The 17,178-nt window shown below is 36.6% G+C and carries 15 protein-coding genes and 1 pseudogene; 13 read left to right on the forward strand and 3 right to left on the reverse strand.

What is annotated here, in order from left to right; genetic code table 11:
- The first annotated feature begins 9 nt into the window (after positions 1–9).
- The 3 genes from AC0L3Q_RS00610 (at position 10) to AC0L3Q_RS00620 (ending at position 2,649) form a co-directional block, all read left to right on the forward strand.
- Positions 10–930 carry a DUF6427 family protein gene (locus AC0L3Q_RS00610; protein ID WP_473284185.1) on the forward strand — a complete coding sequence of 307 codons (921 nt, stop codon included), beginning with the start codon at positions 10–12 and terminating at the stop codon, positions 928–930.
- A 62-nt stretch (positions 931–992) separates the two neighbouring features.
- Positions 993–1,601 carry a DUF4254 domain-containing protein gene (locus AC0L3Q_RS00615; protein WP_473284187.1) on the forward strand — a complete coding sequence of 203 codons (609 nt, stop codon included), beginning with the start codon at positions 993–995 and terminating at the stop codon, positions 1,599–1,601.
- Positions 1,588–2,649, forward strand: a complete 1,062-nt coding sequence (locus tag AC0L3Q_RS00620) for a glycosyltransferase family 9 protein (RefSeq protein ID WP_473284189.1) — start codon at positions 1,588–1,590, stop codon at positions 2,647–2,649. The genes AC0L3Q_RS00615 and AC0L3Q_RS00620 overlap by 14 nt, the downstream gene beginning before the upstream one ends.
- Before the next feature lie 12 nt (positions 2,650–2,661).
- Here AC0L3Q_RS00620 and AC0L3Q_RS00625 read toward each other — a convergent pair whose 3' ends face one another.
- On the reverse strand, positions 2,662–3,714 hold the full coding sequence (locus AC0L3Q_RS00625) for a 2Fe-2S iron-sulfur cluster-binding protein (RefSeq protein ID WP_473284191.1): 1,053 nt from the start codon (positions 3,712–3,714) through the stop codon (positions 2,662–2,664).
- A 149-nt stretch (positions 3,715–3,863) separates the two neighbouring features.
- Here AC0L3Q_RS00625 and AC0L3Q_RS00630 point away from each other — a divergent pair, with 149 nt between their 5' ends.
- Together AC0L3Q_RS00630 and AC0L3Q_RS00635 are read left to right on the forward strand one after the other, a co-directional pair.
- The gene (locus AC0L3Q_RS00630) at positions 3,864–5,336 is read left to right on the forward strand and encodes a DUF5687 family protein (RefSeq protein WP_473284193.1); all 1,473 of its coding nucleotides are present in this window, start codon (positions 3,864–3,866) and stop codon (positions 5,334–5,336) included.
- 4 nt (positions 5,337–5,340) lie between these two features.
- Complete coding sequence (locus AC0L3Q_RS00635; RefSeq protein WP_473284195.1) at positions 5,341–6,072, forward strand: ABC transporter ATP-binding protein; 732 nt, start codon at positions 5,341–5,343, stop codon at positions 6,070–6,072.
- 22 nt (positions 6,073–6,094) lie between these two features.
- On the opposite strand, the gene AC0L3Q_RS00640 is transcribed toward AC0L3Q_RS00635, so the two are convergent.
- Positions 6,095–6,553 (reverse strand): hypothetical protein, encoded by a 459-nt coding sequence (locus AC0L3Q_RS00640; RefSeq protein WP_473284197.1) that lies wholly within the window; start codon positions 6,551–6,553, stop codon positions 6,095–6,097.
- Between the two features lie 114 nt (positions 6,554–6,667).
- A pseudogene (locus tag AC0L3Q_RS00645) lies at positions 6,668–7,189 on the reverse strand (sigma-70 family RNA polymerase sigma factor); the annotation flags it as partial.
- An 88-nt stretch (positions 7,190–7,277) separates the two neighbouring features.
- Between AC0L3Q_RS00645 and AC0L3Q_RS00650 the strand changes: the two are divergent.
- From AC0L3Q_RS00650 to atpE, 8 genes are all read left to right on the forward strand, one after another.
- Positions 7,278–8,444 (forward strand): FecR family protein, encoded by a 1,167-nt coding sequence (locus AC0L3Q_RS00650; protein ID WP_473284199.1) that lies wholly within the window; start codon positions 7,278–7,280, stop codon positions 8,442–8,444.
- A gap of 147 nt (positions 8,445–8,591) precedes the next feature.
- Complete coding sequence (locus AC0L3Q_RS00655; protein ID WP_473284201.1) at positions 8,592–11,771, forward strand: TonB-dependent receptor domain-containing protein; 3,180 nt, start codon at positions 8,592–8,594, stop codon at positions 11,769–11,771.
- A gap of 263 nt (positions 11,772–12,034) precedes the next feature.
- Positions 12,035–14,674 carry a type IX secretion system periplasmic lipoprotein PorW/SprE gene (gene porW / locus AC0L3Q_RS00660; protein ID WP_473284203.1) on the forward strand — a complete coding sequence of 880 codons (2,640 nt, stop codon included), beginning with the start codon at positions 12,035–12,037 and terminating at the stop codon, positions 14,672–14,674.
- A gap of 24 nt (positions 14,675–14,698) precedes the next feature.
- Positions 14,699–15,145, forward strand: coding sequence for a bactofilin family protein (locus AC0L3Q_RS00665; RefSeq protein ID WP_473284205.1), 447 nt, complete (start codon positions 14,699–14,701; stop codon positions 15,143–15,145).
- The gene (locus AC0L3Q_RS00670) at positions 15,099–15,344 is read left to right on the forward strand and encodes an AtpZ/AtpI family protein (RefSeq protein ID WP_073315973.1); all 246 of its coding nucleotides are present in this window, start codon (positions 15,099–15,101) and stop codon (positions 15,342–15,344) included. The genes AC0L3Q_RS00665 and AC0L3Q_RS00670 overlap by 47 nt, the downstream gene beginning before the upstream one ends.
- 24 nt (positions 15,345–15,368) lie before the next feature.
- Positions 15,369–15,746: a DUF6168 family protein gene (locus AC0L3Q_RS00675; protein WP_473284207.1), complete on the forward strand. Its 378-nt coding sequence runs from the start codon at positions 15,369–15,371 to the stop codon at positions 15,744–15,746.
- 122 nt (positions 15,747–15,868) lie between these two features.
- Positions 15,869–16,936, forward strand: a complete 1,068-nt coding sequence (atpB, locus tag AC0L3Q_RS00680; RefSeq protein WP_073316200.1) for a F0F1 ATP synthase subunit A — start codon at positions 15,869–15,871, stop codon at positions 16,934–16,936.
- A gap of 33 nt (positions 16,937–16,969) precedes the next feature.
- A complete protein-coding gene (gene atpE / locus AC0L3Q_RS00685; RefSeq protein WP_027394417.1) occupies positions 16,970–17,161 on the forward strand; it encodes an ATP synthase F0 subunit C in 192 nt (63 codons plus the stop codon).
- Positions 17,162–17,178: the final 17 nt, after the last annotated feature.

Below are 17,178 nucleotides of genomic sequence, written 5' to 3' on the forward strand. Positions count from 1 at the left end.
AAAATAGTAGTGTTATCAAGTTTTTTTAGCAAATCAAAACCCATTAATTACGTTGTAGTGGCATTATACATGTTTCTTTTGTATGGAATTGCACATTACAAAAAGGGAATAGTACTAGAATCCAAAGAGATATTCCTGTTGATCATAGGTCTGGCCTTCTATATTTTACCTATGTTGTTGCTAAATTTTATTCTTCAAAGAAACGATATTACCGAAAAAGGATCATACACCATTTTGCTTTATGGCTTCCTTACGGGAGTGTTGCCCAATGCGCTTACGGATATCAATGTATTACTGGCAAGCGGTTTTATTTTGGTGGGATTTAGAAATGTGATTCGGTTGCGAAGTGAAAAGGAGATTAAGGCCAAGATTTTGAATGCTTCCCTTTGCATAGGTCTGGCATCGCTTGCCTATTTCTGGAGCATTGCATTTATTGTTTTGGTTTATCTGGGAATCCTGTATTTTGATTCAAAAAATTATAGAAATTGGATTATCCCAATAATTGGAATTCTTACCATCTATTTATTCGCAAATTGTTTTACACTATTGTTTTATGATTCCTTTTATAGTTATTCGGAGTACTTAGATGTAGCTTCTTTGTCTTTTCAGAATTATTTAGTCAAAGATCAATTATTTTCATTAGGAACATTATCCATTTGTATTCTGTTCTTTTTGGCGCTTTATCTTATTAAATACAGTAGAAAGGCCGCAAATATTAAACCAGTACTCAGGTTGATCATTGCTTATCTTGTTATAGCCGTTGGAATCGCTGTAATTGCTCCAGCCAAGAATACTTCCGAAGTGTTTTTCTTATGTATTCCTTTAGCGATAATGGGGACTACGTATCTTGAGATGAATTACAATATGCTGGCCAAAGAAATTAATATTTGGGTGTTTTTACTGATTCCTTTTACGATGTTATTGTTCTAAGATGATAATTCTAATATAAATTATAATACCTTTGTACACATTTTCAGAAATACAAAGATTCAATGTTTACGGACAAGGCAAATAAAATTTTTAAGGAAGTTATCGATCAATATCACATTATCGATAGCGTAGATCAAGAATTCAGCAACCCTTATGATAGCAAATCACAAGTTATAGAGCATCTGTTATATCGTAAATGTTGGATTGATACCGTACAATGGCATTATGAGGATATCATTCGTGATCCTGAAATTGAACCGGTTGAAGCTTTGAAACTAAAGCGACAAATTGATGCTTCAAATCAGGACAGAACAGATATGGTAGAATATATCGACAGTTACTTTTTGGAAAAGTACAAAGCGGTGACTCCAAAAGAGGATGCTACTATCAATACAGAAAGTCCAGCATGGGGCGTGGATCGCTTATCGATATTGGCATTGAAGGTATACCATATGCATGAGGAAACAGTGAGGACTGATGCCTCTGATGCACACAAAGCTGCTTGTCAAAAAAAATTAGACGTCTTATTAGAGCAACAGGTAGATTTATCTACTGCAATAGATACATTACTGAAGGATATTGAGCAAGGAGATAAGTACATGAAAGTCTACAAACAGATGAAAATGTACAATGACGATGAGCTAAATCCTGTGTTACGTGGCGAAAAATAAGGTAGATATACGTAATACTCCTGAAACAAACATTTTGGTAATACGGTTGTCTGCTATGGGAGACATAGCCATGACGATACCTGTATTACGAACCTTTAGAGCTACATATCCCAACGTTAAGCTTACTGTACTTACCCGTAAGTTCTTCGAACCTCTTTTTAGTGATATTGACAATCTCGAGGTCTATCCCGCAGAAGTGGATCGAAAACATAAGGGGGTTTTGGGATTAACCCGATTGCATAAAGAGTTACGTAAATTAGGGATTACTGCGGTTGCCGATTTACACAATGTGCTTCGCTCTAATGTATTAAAAACACTGTTTTCTATGGGTAGAATACCAGTGGTGCAAATAGACAAGGGAAGGGCAGATAAAAAGGCTTTAACCAGGGCCAAAAACAAAGTGTTTAAACCCTTAAAAACAACCCATCAACGTTATGCAGAGGTTTTTGGAAAGTTAGGTTTCCCTATTGATCTTGATGATCATAGTTTTCCTCAAAAAATATCGCTGTCACCCAATATCGTGGCGTTAAGCTTAAATTCTTCCAAAAAATGGTTAGGCATTGCTCCCTTTGCTCAATACGAGAGTAAGACATATCCTTTGGAGCTTATGGTGGAGCTTATCGAAGCTTTGGATCGAGAAAACCAATTCGAGATTTTCTTATTTGGAGGAGGAAAACGCGAAAAGGACATATTAAACAATATTGCATCCAAATACAACAATGTGATTAATGTAGTAGGTAAATTACCATTTGAGGATGAACTAAAGCTTATTGGTAATCTAGATGTAATGTTGTCTATGGATAGTGGTAATGCACACATAGCTGCTATGTATAATGTGCCTACGATTACCCTATGGGGGGTTACGCATCCTTTTGCTGGTTTTATGCCATTTGGACAACCGGCAGAAAATGCCATATTACCCAATTTAGCAAAGTATGACCAGATACCCACCTCTATTTATGGCAATAAAGTACCAGAGGGTTACGAAAAAGTAATGTATTCTATTCCTCCAGAGACGGTGGTAGAAAAACTGAATTCGTTTGTATAAATCAGAAATTAATTACACATCATCAAAGTCAACTTTGATCGATGCTGTAGTGGGGTGAGCCTGGCAAGCCAGAACCAAACCTTCTTCAATTTCACCGTCGGTAAGGATACTATTTTTTTCCATCACAGCTTTACCTTCAGTTATTTTACAAACGCAAGAGCTACAAACCCCTCCCTGACAAGAGTAGGGAGCATCTATATCTTCATCCAGAGCTGCATCCAACAAGGTCTTTTTTTGATCCATTACAAAAGTAAACTCCTCATCGTCTACAATCACAGTGATCGAAGTTTTACCATCTAGATCGGCGTCGATTTCTGCCGCTTCAGAACTGCTGGTAAAAAGTTCAAAATGAATTTGATTTTTGGCAATTCGGTTTTCTTCCAAAACATTGGTTACAGTATTGATCATTTCCTCGGGTCCGCACAAGTAAAAATTGTTGAAGGTAGTTTCCTTAAACTTATTTTTAAGTACGTAATTGACTATGGGTTTCTCAATTCTTCCAAAATGAGCATTATCTTCTCTGGTTTGACTAAAAACAAATTCTATAAAGAAACGATCAGAATTTGCTTCTCGAAGCGCTAATAGTTCATTATAAAAAATGGTTTCCTCGGGAGTTTTATTTCCATAAACTAATACAAATCGGCTATTGGGCTCTTCTTCTAATACGGATTTGATCATGCTCATCACAGGCGTAATCCCACTACCCGCAGCAAAAGCTGCGTAGGTGTTGCTTGCGGTTGGATCTGTTTTCAAAACAAAATTTCCTTCAGGAGGATGAACTTCTAAAACATCGTCTTTAGAAAATTCAGCATTGGCCAATACCGAAAAAGTACCACCTTCAATGGCTTTGATTGCTACTTTAAGCTCATTACTTTTTGCTGAGCTACAAATAGAATACGCTCTTCGTACTTCTTTGCCCTCAATCTCTTTTTTGAGAGTAAGATATTGTCCCGGAATAAAGGAGTAAGTATCTCTAAGATTGGAAGGAACTTCAAAAGCAATAGAAACAGCATTTGGAGTCTCTTTGATGACTTGTTTTATAGTGAGTTGATGAAAATCTGACATTACAATATTTTTTCGCAAAAATAACAAATGCTTTAAGAGCAGATCGCTTTTAAGATAAATTTATCTAAATGGATTTTGTAACAAAATTCGAGTTGAGGTTACTAAATAATTAAAGAAGTATATCCTTCTTTCCAAAAACCCTTTCAACAATGGTTAAACATTTTGTCTCTTTACAGTGGAAATCCTTTTGGAGGTCAGCATCCATGTCTTCGGGATTATTCATGAAAATTTTTATGGCATTTTGGGCGTGTTGGTTAGCCCTTATGTCTGCCCTTGGTGGTGTAGCATTCTACAAATTGGTAAAAGAAAAATTGGAGCTCGATCCATTAGAAACCTTAAATCGATTTTTGATTTATTGGTGGGTGGGAGACCTGCTATTTCGTTACGCCTTACAAAAAATGCCGGTGATTAATATCAAACCGTTGCTATTACTCCCGTTTAACAAAAACAAAATAGTCTCTTTTGCCTTCGGAAAGACCACATTCTCGTTTTTTAATGTGATTCATGCGTTCTTTTTTATTCCATTTTCATTGGTTTTGATCAAAAACGGACACCCAGTAACCAATGTGTTGTTGTGGCATCTTGGATTAATCGCTTTGGTATATGCTAATAATTTTCTAAACATCCTTTTGAATAAAAAAGACAATTTGATTTTTATTATTGGGGGGGTCTTAGCAGTTTTCGGGGGTCTTCATTATTTCGGATATTTTGATGTTACGGTATACACCGCTCCATTTTTTCAAGGATTATATGATCTGACATGGATGGTGTTTGTTCCTGTGACAGCATTAATAGTATTAATCGTACTATCGTTCAAATCTTTTACTTCAGATTTATATCTGGATGCAGGTTTGGCTACCAAATCAAAAGATATAAAAACAGAGAATCTGGATTGGTTAAATAGATTTGGTAGAACGGCTACTTTTCTTAAAAACGATATCAAACTGATCAAAAGAAATAAACGTGCAAAATCAACAGTATTAGTAAGTGTGTTATTCTTGTTCTATGGATTATTGTTCTTTACGGGTGCTGTAGAAGCCTACGACGGACCAGTATGGAAGATTTTTGCGGCCATATTTGTTACCGGAGGATTTTTATTGAGTTTTGGGCAATTTGTTCCTAGTTGGGATAGTGCGTATTATCCCTTGATGATGAGTCAAAATATCAAGTACAAAGAATACCTGTCATCAAAGTGGTGGTTGATGGTAATTGCCACATTGATCTCTACCGTTTTGGCTTCGGGATATTTGTATTTTGGATGGGATGTCTACCTGGCCATTATAGTAGCATCAATTTATAATATTGGAGTAAATTCTCATGTGGTGCTATGGGCAGGAGCCTATGTAAAAACTCCTATTGATTTGACTAGTAACAAAAAAGCTTTTGGGGATAAACAGGCCTTCAATACCAAAACATTATTGTTGTCCTTACCCAAAATGGCATTACCCATGGTATTATATGCCATAGGACACTATGCCTATAGTCCAAATGCCGGGTATGCACTTGTCACCATAGCTGGGATAGCAGGTTTTGCGTTTAAAGATGCCGTTTTTACCAAAATCGAAAAAATCTACAAAACAGAGAAGTATAAAACCTTATCGGCATACAAACAAAAAAATTAAGAACATGATTGCAGTACGTAACCTTAGTAAAACTTATACGGGGAACACCGTTTTAAATATAGAACACCTTGAGATTGAAAAAGGAAAAAGCTTTGGGCTGGTAGGGAATAATGGAGCCGGTAAAACCACTTTATTTAGTGCTTTGTTGGATTTGATACAACCCACAACTGGATATATCGAAAACAATGGAATCAAGGTCGATAGTAGCGAGGATTGGAAATCAATTACTGCTGCATTTATCGACGAAAGCTTTTTGATTGGGTACTTGACCGCCGAGGAGTATTTCTATTTTATCGGAGAGTTGCGTGGCCAGAACAAAGCAGATGTAGATGCCTTACTTTCAAAATTTGAGGACTTTTTTCACGGAGAAATTCTAGGAAAGAAGAAATACTTAAGAGATTTGTCTAAAGGAAATCAGAAAAAGGTAGGGATTGTAGCTACTTTAATCGGTAATCCCGAAGTAGTTATTCTGGATGAACCTTTTGCTAATCTGGATCCTACTACACAGATACGTTTAAAGCAGATTATCAAAGAATTATCTGCAGATCCAAACGTCACGGTTTTAGTTTCTAGTCATGATTTGATGCATGTTACCGAAGTGTGTGAACGCATTGTAGTATTGGATAAAGGTGTCGTGGTTAAAGATATCGTTACCTCTGCAGAAACATTAAAAGAGCTAGAAGAGCACTTTGGGAAAAATGCCGTTCCTAATACAGTAGAGGAAGCGAATCAATAATTATATTCTTTTCGCGATAATATTACTGTTCTACATACCAACGAATGGATAGAGGGAAGGGATCATGACCAAGTATTTCTCCAGTAGTTACATTTCTGGTCATAGATTCCGATTTGCCATTGCTGGCGGCAATCAATGTCCACTCGATATTTTCTTTCAGAGAGATGGTTTGTTCATCGTATTTTGGAGTTTGTCCAATGATGGGATCAATTTGTGCAAAAACTAAAGTGTCACTCATAATGGTCAGGAATTTAGCTTCAGCAAAGTGTTCTACCTTTTTGGTTTTATCATTTTTTCTTGCGCCATACCAATAGATCCGAATTCTATTTCCTTTTCGCACGGCATCGATTAGGTTTTGAATATCTCCTTTAGATTCTCCTTTACCGTTGTTGGTGTAGGTAAGTTTCCAACGATCATTTTCTTGAGAAAAGAGGAATGTACAAGAAAATAAAACAAGCAACAGTGTAATACTTTTTTTCATAACTGACGAATTTGTTGATTGAAGAACCACTAATTTAAATAGATAATTAGTTAAGACAGTAATTTTCTAGACATAAATCTTTTCAGAAGAATAGGCCAGAAACATTGGTTTTTAAAAACCGAAGGGCTTTGCTAATATGGGATTCTACGGTTTTGGTAGATATTCCCAATATCTCAGCAATCTCTTTATGCTTTTTCTGCTCTAATCGACTTAATTTGAAGACTTCTTTACATTTTTGAGGAAGCTGATCCAGCATTTTTTCGAGCTTGTTCCAATCGGCCTCGCGTTGATCTTCTTTTTCATCATACATGTCAAACAGCGTTTGCCACTTGATTTCATCCAGAATATCATGTTCTTTTTTTGAGCTCGCAGATGCATTAAAAACTCGTTATGACAGGATCGAAAAAGATAATTCTTTAGAGAAGATGAGATTTTTAAAGAAGATCTTTTTTCCCAAAGACGCAGCATTACATTTTGAACTAAATCTTCAGACAAGATACTATCATGAGAAAGTTTATAAACGTAGTTACATAACCACTCATAGTACAGATCAAAAAGAAGTCGATAGCTCTTTTCGTCTCCTTGGGTTAATCCCGTAATAAGTGCTTTTTCTATGTCGGCGGAACTGTTTTTCATGACTAAAACGTCAACTAAATTAAAAAAAATTAAAATAAAGTAGGGGATTCTTTTGATTTCTGCATCATATAGGTAGAAAAGGAATAAAATGGATAATTATTTAACAATAATTAGAAAATATCTTAAAGGCGATTGCTCTTCAGAAGAAAAAGAATGGCTTAAACAGTGGGTAAATGCTAATGAGGAAAACAAAGCGCTTTTTAAGAAGGAAATAAAAGAGTCGTATGCTGCAAAAGAGCATTTGGAAGTAGATGTAGAGGGGGCTTTTGAGCGTTTTGTAAAAGGAATACAACAAAAAGAAACCAAAGTAATTTCCTTAAAACCCGTTTTAAGGGTTGTCGGATATGCAGCAGCGGTCGCCGCGGTTGTTTTTGGGATATATACGTATAGGAGTGGTAATTCATCTTTTGAGATCACTACACCAGAAGTGGTAAGAGTTGATGATACTTCTTCAGACAAAATCAAGATTGTACAGGCCGATGGTACCATTAGTTATTTAGGATTGGATGATACGGCAAGTATTAAAGATGCTGAGGGTAATCTTGTGGTCGAAAAAAACGAAGATCAATTAGTCATTCAAGGCGAAAACCATAGCACCAAAACAGAGTATCTTCAAATCTCAATCCCAAAAGGAAAGCTGTTTCAATTGGCTTTATCCGATGGAACCAAAGTATGGTTAAATGCAGCTAGTGCGCTTAAATTTCCTAGACATTTCAACTCAGAGGATAAGAATCGATTGGTATATCTAGAAGGAGAAGGATTTTTTGACGTGGTTACTAATACAAAACAACCTTTTATCGTAAGAACCGGATCAGTAGATGTAGAAGTGTTGGGAACACAGTTCAATGTATCATCTTATGATGACGATGCTACAATCAAAACAACCCTTGTAGAAGGGTCAGTCGCTATTAGTGATCCAGAGCAGGAAGATGTAAGACTGAAGCTTACTCCAAATTACCAGGCTATTTTCAGTAAAAACAACAAGGCTTTAGAACGTAAGAAAGTGGATCCTGCATTGTTTACTTCCTGGATGCATAAGAAAATTATATTACAAAATGAGTCTTTTGCCGAAGTATACAAAAGAATAGAAAGAACGTATGACGTAGAAATAACAAGCCTGAATCAAAAGTTGAATGACACCAGATTTACCGGAGAATTTGATATAGAGAATGTGGAGCAGATTCTAAAGGTATTTTCAGAAACGATAGCATTTACATATGAAATAAAAGATAAGAAGATTACAATCAATCCGTAAGAAAAATAAGAAAGGAAGTGCTGCCACACTTCCCCTTACGGTTTGATTACTATTTAATTGAGTACTAACCAAACTTTTCAAAATTATGAAAAAAAGGGTAATCGTACGCTATTTTTACACTTAGCGCACAAATCGAATGTATTAAAAATGAGGCTTACACTGGTTTTATTCTGTTTTTCCATTTTTCAGGTAATGGGAACTTCTGGCTTTTCGCAAGGCAAAATAAAACTTGATTTTAAACAAACTCCTATTGTAGAGGTATTAGACGAAATCAAAAATCAAACTTCGTATAAATTCTTTTACATCAGTGATGAGGTTGATCTTGATCAAAAAACATCTATCAAAGTGAATAAAGAAAGCATTGATAGAGTATTGGGATTACTTTTTGATCCAACCGATATTTCTTACACCATTATGGGCAAGCAGGTGATCCTAAAAAAATCACCTTTGGTTAAAGAAAAACCAGTAATCCAAAGAGAAATCAATGGTAATGTAAAAGATTCGAACGGGAGTCCTTTACCAGGGGCTAATGTTCTGGTAAAAGGAACTACCATAGGGGCACAAACTGATTTTGAAGGAAACTTCACCATCAATATCCCCGAAGAGAATAACATATTGGTAATTTCTTACCTGGGTTTTGAAACCCAGGAAATCAATGTTGAAGGGAAGGACTTCATCTCGGTAACCTTACAAGATGCATCTGCGCAATTGGATGATGTAGTGATTGTAGGGTCTAGAAATCCTAGCCGTACTGCTGTTGAAACGGCCGTTCCAATTGATGTGATAGACATTACGGAAATTGCAACACAAGGACCTCAAACAACTGTAAACGAAATACTTAACTACGTAGCACCTTCTTTTACATCTCAAACGCAAACAGTTTCAGATGGTACCGACCATATCGATCCAGCGTCTTTGAGAGGTCTAGGTCCTGATCAGGTATTGGTGTTGATTAATGGAAAAAGACGACACAATACGGCATTGGTCAATGTAAACGGAACGGTAGGAGCAGGTAGTGTTGGAACGGATATGAATGCAATTCCAACCGCAGCAATCCAAAGAATTGAAGTGTTACGAGATGGTGCAGCTGCGCAATATGGATCCGATGCCATTGCAGGGGTAATCAATATTGTATTGAAGAAAGCCACCAACAAATTGGATGTTACGATCAATACGGGAGCTAATTTCAGTAAAAACTCGAATCAATTTGACGGCGGTAGCGATGGTGAAAAGGTAAAAGTCGATGTCAATTATGGACTACCGATTGGAGACAAAGGTGGATTCATTAATTTCACCGGGTCATTATCAACCCGAGCTCCTGCATTAAGAAATAGAGATTATCAGGGAGATATTTTTAGAGGATATCATGGTGCCGAACGTGTTTTTGCAGCTGGTGGAGGTAATGTTTCAGAAATGACACTGGCAGATTATCAAACAGCCGCACAAGGGATTACCTATCTCGATCAGGCAACCCGGGACCAAATTGCAGCACTGGATGTAACCAACGATGCGGATATTGAAACTTTTAGAACATTACTAGATATCGACGTAGACGAAGATGAACTTGCTGCCAGAGGATTGACCAGAACAGATTTTAGATTTAGAGTAGGTACCTCAAGATTAAGAGAGGGAAAGTTCTTTGCTAATATGGCCATTCCATTGGGTGAAGATGCAGAATTCTACAGTTTTGGAGGAATTAGCTATCGCGAAGGTCTGGCATCTGGTTTTTATCGTAGACCAGCTCAAGGTGATGGGCGTGCCAATACCCCCGCTTTCCCTAATGGTTTCTTACCTAATATAGGTACCGATATTGTAGATAGATCGATAGCGGTTGGGATCAGAGGTGTGGTAAATAATTGGAATGTTGACTTTTCTAATACCTATGGAACCAACACTTTCGATTTTACAGTAACGAACTCTAGTAATGGTACCCTTGGGGTTGCTACACCCAGAGATTTTGATGCAGGATCATTAAGCTTTATGCAAAACACTACCAACTTGGATATCAGCAGATTCTACGAGGATATTTTTAGTGGATTAAATGTGGCAATGGGAGCAGAGTATAAAGTAGAAAACTATGCCATTGTCGCTGGCGAAGAAGCTTCGTATGTAAGCTATGATGTAAACGGAAATATAGTTACAGGTACTACGCCGGATGCCGATTTGGTTCGTAATAATTTTACAGGTGCTGTGCTAGGTGGTGGATCTCAAGTATTTAGAGGCTTTGACCCAAATAACGAAACCGACGAATATAGAAATAGTATTGCTGGATATATTGATCTGGAAGCCGATTTTACAGAGCAATGGTTAGTAAGTTTAGCCGGTAGGTATGAGAACTTCTCCGACTTTGGAGACACCTTTAATTATAAATTAGCTACACGATATAAAATCACCGAAAACTTCTCGATAAGAGGAGCCAATAGTACAGGATTTAGAGCGCCTTCATTACACCAGCAGTTTTTTAGCAGAACCAGCACCGTTTTTGTAGATAATCAACCGTTTGAACAAGGAACATTTACGAACAACAGTAGAGCCGCGGATTTAATCGGTATTGCCCAACTAAAAGAAGAAACTTCGGATAGTTACAGCGTAGGGCTTACTGCCAAAATTCAAAATTTTACGGTTACGGCAGATGCATACTTGATCAATATTGATGATCGAATCGTATATAGCGGAAGTTTTGGTAATGGAGGCGATCCTGAACTAACTCAGATATTTGAAGCTGCCGGAGCAACCAGTGCGCGATTTTTTGTAAATGCCATCGATACCAAATCGCAAGGAGTAGACGTCGTGGTCTCTCATAAAATGAATTTTGGAGAAGAAACTACTTTAAAAAATGATCTTTCTGCCACATTTGCCAAAACCGAGGTCGAAGAAATTCGAGTACCAGAAAGAATCGCGAATGCCGGTCAAAGCGGTAGCTTTTTCGACGGACAAGAAGAAGCTTTCTTAACTCTGGCTCAACCCAGAACCAAAGTAAGCCTTAGTAACGCTTTGTCTTTTGGAAAATATAATGTGTTACTACGTAATGTGTTTTTTGGAGAAGTAACAGATCCTGATGATTTTAATGGAGACCCTAGAGTAGATGGTACTGTTGTGAGCGATGATGCAGTATACGGAGGAAAAGTGGTGACCGACCTTTCATTCTCGGCAGAACTTCTGGAAAATTTAAATATCACCATCGGAGCAAACAACTTATTAGATGTCTATCCCGACGAAAATAGAGAAGGAGGTACAGCTGGAGACCAATTTGTATTCTCAAGAAGAACATCTCAATTTGGATATACCGGTAGATTCCTGTTTGCAAGAGTAAATTTCAAACTATAATGTTTCACTAATTCAGTTTTTGTTTGTTAAAAGGCGAGAAGTTTTCTTCTCGCTTTTTTTGTGAGAAAATCTTGGAAATGAGATACACGCCATTAGTAATCATCAGAAAAATAGCATAAATAGGATATAGAAGCCAGAAAAACTTACTAACCCCCTGTTTTTTAACGAAAGAAATGTATTTTTACCTCAGGCGTACTATTTTTGTATATTACAACACACTAAAAAGCAAGTTTTTTAGTTATCACACTTATAAATTATCTCGTTTGGGACGAAAAATTTCACAAATAGGGCTAGTATTGCTTTTGGCAATTGTTGGGTTTGCATGTTCTCGTAAAAAAGACAAGTTTGTAAACCGAACTTGGCATGATGTTACTACAAAGAACAATACCTTATACAATGGTAGATTGGCTTATGATAAGGGCCAGGAAGAATTAATCCAAACATATAATGATAATTTTTGGGAACTACTGCCAATAGAGCGTATGATTGTGAGCGAAGATGTTCGACTCCCTAATGAAGTCCTGAATCAGAATTTTGATCGGGCAGAAGAGAAGGCAGTAAAAGCCATTCAAAAGCACAGCATGCTCATCGACGGTAAGGAGCGCAATCCAAAGATTGATGAAGCTTTTCTTTTGTTAGGTAAGGCTAGATATTTTGAGCAACGGTTTATCCCTGCGCTGGAAGCTTTCAATTATATTCTTTACAAATATCCAACCAGTAATACGATCAATCATGCCAAAGTATGGAGAGCAAAGACCAATGTACGTCTGGATAATAATGAAAAGGCGATAGAGGATTTGATCCGAATGATTGAGCAAGAGTATATGAAGCCACAGGATTATGCAGATGCGGTTGCGATGATTGCTCAGGCGTATGTGAATCTAAAACAAAAAGACTCGGCACTGGCATATATCAATAAAGCGAGTATTCACACCCAAAAGTTCGAAGAAAAAGGAAGGTATTATTACATCAAAGGACAATTATTAAATGAATTGGGGTTTAAAGATAGTGCCAACTATGCATTTGATCAGGTAATAGATCTGAACAGAAGAACACCACGCCGATATATGCTTAATGCCTATATGGCGAAAGCAAGAAACTTTGACTACGAAACAGGAAACCGCGAAGAGTTTTTAGAGTTGCTTACGGATCTGGAAGAAAATCGTGAAAATCGTCCTTTTTTAGACAAGATCTATAATCAAAAGGCCGAGTATTTTAAGACCTTGGATTCCATAGATTTGGCGATCGCATATTATAACAAATCGTTGCGAACCAACTCCCCAGATAAATACCTTGAATCTCTTAATTACTATACGTTAGGCGATATTAGTTTTGATAGAAAGAGATATGCGGCTTCTGGGAAATATTATGATAGCACCCTACAACGAATGATTGTGGATTCTAAGCGATATCGTGTGCTTAAGAAAAAGAGAGACAATCTGGATGATGTTATTTTGTACGAAGGGATTGCGCAAACCAATGATAGTATTTTACGTGTATCTGCAATGTCCGAAGATGAGCGATTGGCCTATTATAAAACCTATACCGATAGTTTGAAAGCTAAGGCAATTGCAGCCCAAGAAGCAGCTGAATTAGAGGATTATAAAAATCAATTGCCAGCAGAACGTAGATTTCAACAGCCACAAAGTAGTATCATAGGTCCAAAAACCAACAATGGTGCAGAAGCTGGGAAATTTTATTTCTACAACCAGACTACAGTAGCGTATGGTAAAACAGCATTTAAACGCACCTTTGGAAATAGAGAATTACAAGACAATTGGAGAGTATCAAGCATTTCTAATCCTTCGGCAGTAGCTGCAGAAGTTCCAGAAAAAGAAAATGAATATTCTATAGATACAGATCCCACTTTTGATCCGTTAACGTATATAGCTCAGGTTCCTACCGATGCTAAGATTTTGGACAGTTTAAAAACCGAAAGGAACTTTGCATATTATCAACTAGGAGTAATTTATAAGGAGAAATTTCAGGAATATCAATTGTCAATTGACAAGTTTGAAAACCTGTTGCAAAATGATCCTGAGGAGCGTTTGATCGTTCCTTCAAAGTATAATTTGTATAAAATTTACCTGGCGCAGGGAGATATTCCAAATTCTAATACCTACAAGCAGGATATTATTAATAATTATGGAGATTCCAGATACGCTAAGATTCTTCAGAATCCAAATCAGGAATTAGAAGATAAGGATAGCCCAGAATCGATGTACAATAAGTTGTATAAGATTTTTGAAGAGCAACGATACGCAGATGTAATACGAGAGAGTGATGTGCTGATTACCAAATTTGGAGCCGATGAGGATTTTCTTCCAAAGTTTGAATTGTTAAAAGCACAAGCTATTGGTCGTTATCGTGGGTTTGAAGCTTATAAATTAGCTTTAAATTTTGTGGCACTTAATTACCCGCAAAGCCCAGAGGGTAAGAAAGCCCAGATAATGTATCAGGTTACGATTCCACAGATCGAAAATAATGTGTTTGCGGTTGGAACAGATAATAAGGAGAATCACAAATTGATTTATCCTTTCTCGACGTTTGGAGATAATCAAGCTGCTGCTTTAAAGGAGCTTATTACCCAAATTCTAAAAGAATTGAAATACGACAAAATGAAAGTGTCTTTGGATGTGTATACCAAAGATCAACAGTTTGTCGTTGTACATACGCGAAGAAGTAGGGTAGAAGCCGAAGGTTTGGCGGAGCTTCTTTCCATTGGTAGAACGGAAGATACCAGAGGAGTAGATCTTACCAAATGGAATCGCAGAAAAAAATATTATAAGAAAATTGAAGATAGTTATTTTACAATTGCTTCAGACAATTATAGAATAATGCAGATTCATAAAAACCTACAGGATTATGATCAAGAATATGCTGTAGAAGAAGAAACAGAATAATAACTTAATTCCCCTTATATAATTATGTTTTCAGATAATAAAAAAGGTAGAGATCAGGGCGGTATGACCGATTTCTCACGTAACCAAAACAAAATTTCTGAAGGAACCAAAATCGTAGGTGATATTGTTTCTGAAGGAGGTTTTAGAATTGAAGGAACTATCGAAGGAACCTTTAAAACTACAGGAAAAGTTGTAGTAGGAAAGTCTGGTTTTATTCAGGGCACATTAGAATGTTCTGATGCGGACTTTGAAGGTAAGTTTTCAGGAACATTATTGGTTTCTAATACGTTATCATTAAAACCTACTGCGCATATCGAAGGCGAAGTATCTGTAGGTAAGTTAGCGGTAGAGCCTGGTGCAAACTTTAATGCTTCATGTTCTATGAAGGGTGGTGTAAAATCGTTAAGCAAACCAACTGCTAGCAGTGACTCAAAACAACCGCAAACCCAAGGACAAGGGAAATCAGCTTAGAAAATATGCGGCCCTCACCGGAATAGCTTTTCAAATGGGGGCTACGATATTTATCTGTGCATATATCGGAAAAAAGCTTGATGCTCATTATGAACTTCAAAAGCAGTGGTTCACTATGGGCTTTGTGCTTTTTGGGGTTACGGCCTCGGTATATTTAGTGATTAAACAATTAAATCGGATCAATAAATCTGACGAATAACGTTATCCTTCCTAAATTGTACTAATGCTCAAAGAATTACTTCGTTTCTTATTTATTTTTCTGGTGGTTGTAGTAGGGGGTTATTTCATTCATATGGGAATAATTACCTCTTTTTCTCTGGATCGAAATCTGGAAATCATCAACTTTTCATATGTATTTAATGGAATATTTACCCTCCTTTTTGTGGTAGGTATTTTGGTGTTCAGTAATAAATTCAAAGACCAAATAGGTTTTATCTTTATGGGGGGTAGTTTGGTCAAAATTGGATTGTTTATAGGGATTAGTAAGTTGAATGATATGGATATTGATAAAAATGTCTTTCTGGATTTTTTTGTCGCTTATCTAATTTGTCTCATCCTCGAGGTGTATTTTGTTTCTCGAATTTTGAAATCAGTTAATTAACTGATTATCAATCTATTAAAAATCTTAAAATATTCTCAAACTTATTTGCTCAAAATAGTTTAAGAATATAACATATTTATGTACATTTGCACCGAAATTTAGGAACCGAAATTTTACGCGTAATGCAAAAACGTACTGTAGTTAGAATTTTATTGATTTTTACCCTGGTTTTTACCGCTTCAAATCTATTTGCAAAAGAAACTGAGAAAGAGGGGAAAGGAGATTTAAAAACAGAGATAAAAGAGTTTATTGATCATCACCTTCAAGACTCTCATGATTTTACCTTGTTTTCTGATAAAGCTACGAACAAGCACTACGGATTTCCACTTCCAGTAATTCTTTGGGATGGTGGTTTAAAAGTGTTTTCTTCTTCAAAATTTCATCATGGAGAAACAGTTGCCGAAGTAGATGGTAACTACTACAAGTTATATCACGGAAAAGTATACAAAACAGATGCTGATGGTACGATCAACTATGACGAAGATCACCATGCAACCAATGCAAAGCCATTAAACTTTTCGATTACTAAAAACGTAGTAAGCATGCTTCTTGTGAGTTTACTAATGTTCTTTATGTTTAGAGGATTGGCAAAATCGTATAAGAAGAATAATGGAATTCCAACAGGTCTTGGTCGTTTCTTAGAGCCACTAGTGATTTTTGTTAGGGACGAAATTGCAATTCCTAATATTGGTGAAAAGAAATACAAAAAGTACATGAGCTTTTTGTTAACCATATTTTTCTTTATCTGGATACTGAACCTTTTAGGTATGACACCACTAGGTGTTAACGTAACCGGAAATATTGCGGTAACTTTTGGGCTGGCGTTGCTTACGTTTTTGATCACCAACTTTACGGCTAACAAAAATTATTGGGGACATATATTCTGGATGCCAGGAGTTCCTACTTTTATGAAAATTGTTTTGGCACCAATTGAATTACTTGGTGTATTTATCAAGCCTTTCTCGCTAATGATTCGTTTGTATGCAAACATGACTGCAGGTCACGTGGTATTAATGAGTATTGTGGGAATGATGTTTTTGTTCAAAAGTTGGCTTGGTAGTCCATTATCATTTGGTTTAGCATTTGCGTTATCAATATTAGAATTATTGGTAGCAGCATTACAAGCATATATATTTACGATGTTGTCTGCACTATACTTCGGTATGGCAAATGAGGAGGCACATCACTAAACGATAATTGTTTAATTTTTTTAATTCTTTACTATGGAAGGTTTAAATTATGTAGGAGCTGGTTTGATTGTTATCGGTGCTGGTTTAGGTATTGGTAGAATCGGTGGACAGGCAATGGAAGCTATTGCTCGTCAGCCAGAAGCTTCAGGAAAAATCCAAACTGCAATGCTTATCGCAGCTGCACTTATCGAAGGTATTGGATTTGCTGCTTTATTCGCAGCTTAATTTACAAACAACGGCTG

It is taken from the genome of Aquimarina sp. KJ22-3 (assembly GCF_055808215.1).

Excerpts from the sequence above, each read along its gene's own strand:
- AC0L3Q_RS00615 (WP_473284187.1), top strand. The coding sequence starts at position 993 with ATGTTTACGGACAAGGCAAATAAAATTTTTAAGGAAGTTATCGATCAA.
- AC0L3Q_RS00625 (WP_473284191.1), bottom strand. The coding sequence starts at position 3,714 with ATGTCAGATTTTCATCAACTCACTATAAAACAAGTCATCAAAGAGACT.
- AC0L3Q_RS00630 (WP_473284193.1), top strand. The coding sequence starts at position 3,864 with ATGGTTAAACATTTTGTCTCTTTACAGTGGAAATCCTTTTGGAGGTCA.
- AC0L3Q_RS00635 (WP_473284195.1), top strand. The coding sequence starts at position 5,341 with ATGATTGCAGTACGTAACCTTAGTAAAACTTATACGGGGAACACCGTT.
- AC0L3Q_RS00640 (WP_473284197.1), bottom strand. The coding sequence starts at position 6,553 with ATGAAAAAAAGTATTACACTGTTGCTTGTTTTATTTTCTTGTACATTC.
- AC0L3Q_RS00650 (WP_473284199.1), top strand. The coding sequence starts at position 7,278 with ATGGATAATTATTTAACAATAATTAGAAAATATCTTAAAGGCGATTGC.
- AC0L3Q_RS00655 (WP_473284201.1), top strand. The coding sequence starts at position 8,592 with ATGAGGCTTACACTGGTTTTATTCTGTTTTTCCATTTTTCAGGTAATG.
- AC0L3Q_RS00665 (WP_473284205.1), top strand. The coding sequence starts at position 14,699 with ATGTTTTCAGATAATAAAAAAGGTAGAGATCAGGGCGGTATGACCGAT.
- AC0L3Q_RS00675 (WP_473284207.1), top strand. The coding sequence starts at position 15,369 with ATGCTCAAAGAATTACTTCGTTTCTTATTTATTTTTCTGGTGGTTGTA.
- atpB (WP_073316200.1), top strand. The coding sequence starts at position 15,869 with ATGCAAAAACGTACTGTAGTTAGAATTTTATTGATTTTTACCCTGGTT.
- atpE (WP_027394417.1), top strand. The coding sequence starts at position 16,970 with ATGGAAGGTTTAAATTATGTAGGAGCTGGTTTGATTGTTATCGGTGCT.